This window comes from Trebonia sp. (assembly GCF_030042015.1).
Lineage (GTDB): Bacteria > Actinomycetota > Actinomycetes > Streptosporangiales > Streptosporangiaceae > Trebonia.
Genome location: NZ_JASIAL010000155.1, coordinates 1 through 4,811 on the forward strand (window position 1 = coordinate 1; position 4,811 = coordinate 4,811).

Consider the following 4,811-nt stretch of genomic DNA (forward strand, 5'->3'; position numbering starts at 1 on the left):
CGGGCGCCCCCGACGAGGCCGGCACCGTCACCTCATCGCCGGCCGCCGTGTCCTGCGGCACGTCGGCGTCGTCGCTGTCGCGGCCGGCGACCTCGTCGTCGTCGACGACAGTGCCGGCGACCGTGGCGGCGCCTACCGCGACCCCGCTGCCCGCCGTGGTGCTGCCCGTGCCCACGCTGGTCGCTGCCGCGGTACGCCGGGTCTCCTCCTCGGCCCTGGCGACCGCGCGCCTGGCGGCGCGCCCGCCCGACTCGCGCAGCCCGACCCGCCTGGCCAGCTCCTTGTGCTGCGGTTCCCGCTCCTTCAGCCCGGCGAGCACCGGGGTGGCGATGCAGATCGAGGAGTAGGTGCCTGACAGCATGCCGACGAACAGCACGAGGGACAGGTCCTTGAGCGTGCCCGCGCCGAGCAGGCCGGCGCCGACGAACAGGATCGAGGCGACGGGGATCAGCGCGGTCAGCGACGTGTTGATCGACCGGACCAGGGTCTGGTTCAGCGCGAGGTTGGCCGCCGCACTGTACGTACTTCGGCCGGAGGTGACCAGGCCGGCGGTATTCTCGCGGACCTTGTCGAAGACCACCACGGTGTCGTACAGCGAGTAGCCGAGGATCGTCAGCAGGCCGATCACCGACGTGGGGCTGACCGAGAAGCCGGTCAGGGCGTACACGCCCGTGGTGATCACGATGTCGTGCAGCAGCGCGACGAACGCGGCGACGGCCATCCGCCACTCGAACGCGACCGACAGGTAGGCCACGATCACGACCAGGAAGATGACCAGCGCCTCGACGGCCTTGGTGGTGATCTGGCCGCCCCAGGTCGGCCCGACCAGCTGGATGTTCATCTGGCTCGGGGCGATGCCGAAGCGCTTCTCTAGCGCGGTGGCGACCTGCTGGGTCACGTTGTTGTGCAGCACCCCCGTCTGGACCTGCCACTGCGACAGCAGGGCGGACGACACGTGCTGCACGGTCGCGTCGCCCCCGCCGGCCGCGGTCACCACGCGGGAGATCGCGCCCTGGGTTGTCGACGCCGTCGCGGGGAACAGGAAGACCGCGCCGCCGGTGAACTCCACGCTGAAGTTCAGCCCGCGCACGAGCAGCGCGACGACGCTGATCAGCAAGATGGCGCCGGAGATCGTGTACCACATCCGCTGGCGGCCGACGAAGTCGATCGAGACTTCGCCGCGGTAGAGCCGCCCGGGGATGTCGCGAAGGCGCGGCATCATGCCTCCCGCGAGGTCGAGGAGCCGGTGGAGGAAGCGCCAGGCGAGCTGGCCGCGGGCGCGTCATCCGGGGAGCTGGCCGGGGACCTGGCCGGGGACCTGGCGCCGGGCGCCGTCCGCTGCGTCCGGACCGTCCGCCGGACCCCGGAGCGCCACGGCGTCCTGGCGCCGAGCCGTGCCGGGTCGAGCCCGGACCAGCGGTGCCCGCCGCCGTAGAACTCGGTCCCCGCGAGCAGGGTGACCATCGGCTTGGTGAACAGGAACACCACCAGGACGTCGATCAGCGTGGTCAGGCCGAGGGTGTACGCGAAGCCCTGCACGTCGCTGACCGCGAAGTGGTAGAGCAGGACGGCCGCGAGGAACGACACCGTGTCCGACACCAGGATCGTGCGCCTGGCACGCCTCCAGCCGCTCTCCACCGCCGGGCGCAGCGTCTTGCCTTCCCGAACCTCGTCACGGAGCCGTTCGAAGAACACGATGAACGAGTCCGCCGTGATGCCGATCGCCACCACGAGTCCGGCGATGGCAGACAGCGACATCGTGAAGTTCTGGTACCGGCTGAGCAGCACCACCGACAGGTAGGCCAGCGACGCGGCGATCAGCAGGCTGGAGACCGACACCACGCCGAGGCCGCGGTAGTACGTGAACAGGTAGATCACCACGAGCGACAGGCCGATGATCGCCGCGATCAGGCCGGCGTCGAGTGAGGCGTGGCCGACCTGCGGGGAGATGGACACGATGTCCTCTCTCTGGAACTGCAGCGGCAGCGAGCCGTACTTGAGCACGTTGGTCAGCTGGGTCGCCTCCGCCTGGGTGAACCCGACGTCGGTGGGACCCTGGATCTCGAACTGGCCGGAGGTAAGGGCCGCGTCCGTCTCAGGAGCGGACACGACGTTGCCGTCGAGCACGACCGCGGTGCTGTCGAGCACGGCGGGATCTGACGGGTACCCCTCAGACTGCGCGTCGGTGTAGTAGTCGTCGTACTGGTTGGTGGTCAGCGTGCCGAACGCGCTCTGCGCCTTGCCGTCCAGTGTCAGGTTCACCACCCACTGCGTGGTGTCCGCCAGCAGTCCGGCGCTCACCGACGTGATGTCGGTGCCCTCGAAGACGGCCGGGCCGAGGACGTACTTGGTGCCGTCGGAGTCACAGGACACGATCTGCGCGGTGGGATCGGTCCACTGGGCCTTCGCCAGCGTGTACCCGACCTGGCTCTTCCAGGCGTCGGTGACGCTCTCCGGGTTCGACGGGTCGGAGCTCGGCGCGCACGACAGCTTGTTGAACAGCTTCATCGTGGCCGCGTTGACCAGGCTCGTGTCCCCGTAGGTGACGGCGGCCGACGCGCTCGAGGTGGAGCTGGCCGTCGGCGAGGGACTCGGGCTCGCGCTCGCCTTCGGTGACGTGCTCGCCGTCGGGGACGAACTGGCCTTGGGCGACGCCGACGTGCTCGCGGTGGGCGACGCCGACGTGCTCGCGGTGGGCGAGGCGGACGTGCTCGCGGTGGGCGAGGCGGACGGGCTCGGGCTGCTGGCGAGCCGCGCCGACAGCGCGGCGGTGGACGCCTTGGGGGTCGCGCTGGCGGTGGTGCTCGCGGTGGGCGACGCCGACGCGGTCGGCGTTGCGCTCGGAGTCGGGCTCGGCGTGGGGGATGGCGACGAACTGGTCTTCGGTTTGGCGGACGAGGACGACGAGGACGTCGTCGGCCCGGTGTAGAGCTCCTCCAGGTACACCGGCCGGAAGCTCAGCTTGGCGGTGGTGCTCACCAGGTTGATGACGTTCTCCTCGGCCTGGCCGGGGACGGTCACGTTGATCAGGTCGCTGCCCTGCTGCTGCACCTGGGCGCCTGAGTTGCCCGTGCCGTTCACCCGGGCAAGCAGGACCGTGATCGCCTGCTGCATCTCGCCGCTCGACGGGGGCTGGCCGTTGGACGTTACCGCCTTCAGCACCACCTCGGTGCCACTGGACAGGTCAAGGCCGAGGCCGACCTTGAACTGCTGATGCCACTTGGCGGGGTTGAACGTCTCCTTGCCCGTGATCGAGAACAGCATGATCAAGACGATCACGCCCAGCGCGACCAGCGCGGGTATGGGCCGCGACCCGCTTCTGCTTGGGGGTGCCACTTATCGCCTGCCTGTCGAATCGCCTGCGCGCAAGCGCCCGCTAGTCCTTCTTGCTGCTGCCGGACTCCGCGACGCCGTCGCTGTCGACCTCGCTCCATTCGTCGTCTTCGGCGGGCTCGTCCTGCTCGTCGTCCGCCGAGTCCGCCACCGGATCCTCGGTCTCCTGGCCTGGGCTGACGACGTCCATGATGGCGCGCTTCATGTAGCGCACCTCGACGCCCGGGGCGACCTCGAGGACCACGTCGTCCCCGTCGACGTCGACGACCGTCGCGTACATGCCAGCGGTGGTCCGCACGCGGGCGCCCGGTGTGACGGTGCTCTGGCGCTGCTGCGCCTGCTGCGCGCGGCGCCGCTGTGGCCTGATCATGAGCAGGTAGATGCCGACGACGACGACCAGGATCAGGAGCAGGGACTCCGGGTTGAAGCTTGACTTCGACGACGAGGACGTCGCGGCCAATACGATATTGCCCATCACGGGGCATCCTTCCAGTTTGACTTTCCGCCCGCAGGCCGGCGCCGTCAGCTAAGGACGGTCACTCGCCAACCTGCGCAGTGTAGCGGCCGTATGCACAACGCATATCTACCCTACGAGGATTCCGGCCGTGATCGTTACCGTCGACACCAGATAGATAACGGATCAGGACATTGCCGCCGCGGGTCGCGGCTGTTCGGTCGGATCAGTCGAACAGCGTGGGCAGCTCGGCCGCGGCAGGCGGCGGGGTGAGGCCAAGGTGCTCCCAGGCCGCCGGCGTCGCTACCCGGCCGCGCGGCGTCCTGGCCAGCAGGCCGTGCCTGACGAGGAACGGCTCGGCGACCACCTCGACCGTCTCCGCCTCCTCCCCCACCGCCACCGCGAGCGTGGACAGCCCTACCGGCCCGCCGCCGAACCGCCGGACCAGCGCGTCGAGCACGGCCCGGTCCAGCCGGTCCAGGCCCATCTCGTCCACCTCGTACAGTTCGAGCGCGGTGCGGGTGATCCCCCTGGTGACGACGCCGTCGGCGCGCACCTCCGCGTAGTCCCTGACCCGGCGCAGCAGCCTGTTGGCGATCCGGGGCGTGCCCCGTGACCGCCCGGCCAGCTCGTCGACGCCGCCGTCGTCGATCGGCACCCCGAGCAGCCCGGCGGACCTGCGGACGATCACGCGGAGCTCCGCCGGGAGGTAGAAGTCCAGGTGCGCGGTGAAGCCGAACCTGTCGCGCAGCGGAGCAGGCAGCAGCCCGGCCCTCGTGGTGGCGCCCACCAGCGTGAACGGCGCGATGTCGAGCGGGATCGCGGTCGCCCCCGGCCCCTTCCCCACCACGATGTCGACGCGGAAGTCCTCCATCGCCAGGTACAGCATCTCCTCGGCCGGGCGGGCGAGCCGGTGGATCTCGTCGATGAACACGACCTCGCCCTCGTGCAGCGTGGACAGCACGGCGGCCAGGTCGCCTGACCGCTCGATCGCGGGCCCTGAGGTGATCCGCATCGGCGCGCC

General features: G+C 70.2%; 4 protein-coding genes. All 4 read right to left on the reverse strand.

All coding sequences use genetic code 11. The features are described from left to right. On the reverse strand, positions 1-1,219 hold a 1,219-nt coding region (gene secF, locus Q1N79_RS07870; protein ID WP_300606052.1), incomplete at its 3' end, for a protein translocase subunit SecF. After that, positions 1,219-3,336: a protein translocase subunit SecD gene (secD, locus tag Q1N79_RS07875; RefSeq protein WP_300606054.1), complete on the reverse strand. Its 2,118-nt coding sequence runs from the start codon at positions 3,334-3,336 to the stop codon at positions 1,219-1,221. The genes secD and secF, both read right to left, overlap by 1 nt. A gap of 40 nt (positions 3,337-3,376) precedes the next feature. After that, positions 3,377-3,808, reverse strand: coding sequence for a preprotein translocase subunit YajC (gene yajC / locus Q1N79_RS07880; RefSeq protein ID WP_300606056.1), 432 nt, complete (start codon positions 3,806-3,808; stop codon positions 3,377-3,379). Positions 3,809-4,013: 205 nt separating this feature from the next. Beyond that, the coding region (ruvB, locus tag Q1N79_RS07885) for a Holliday junction branch migration DNA helicase RuvB (protein ID WP_300606057.1) at positions 4,014-4,811 on the reverse strand (798 nt) is incomplete at its 5' end.

What these genes read in the sequence shown, in the direction of transcription:
- yajC (WP_300606056.1), bottom strand. Translation starts at nt 3,808, where the DNA reads ATGGGCAATATCGTATTGGCCGCGACGTCCTCGTCGTCGAAGTCAAGC.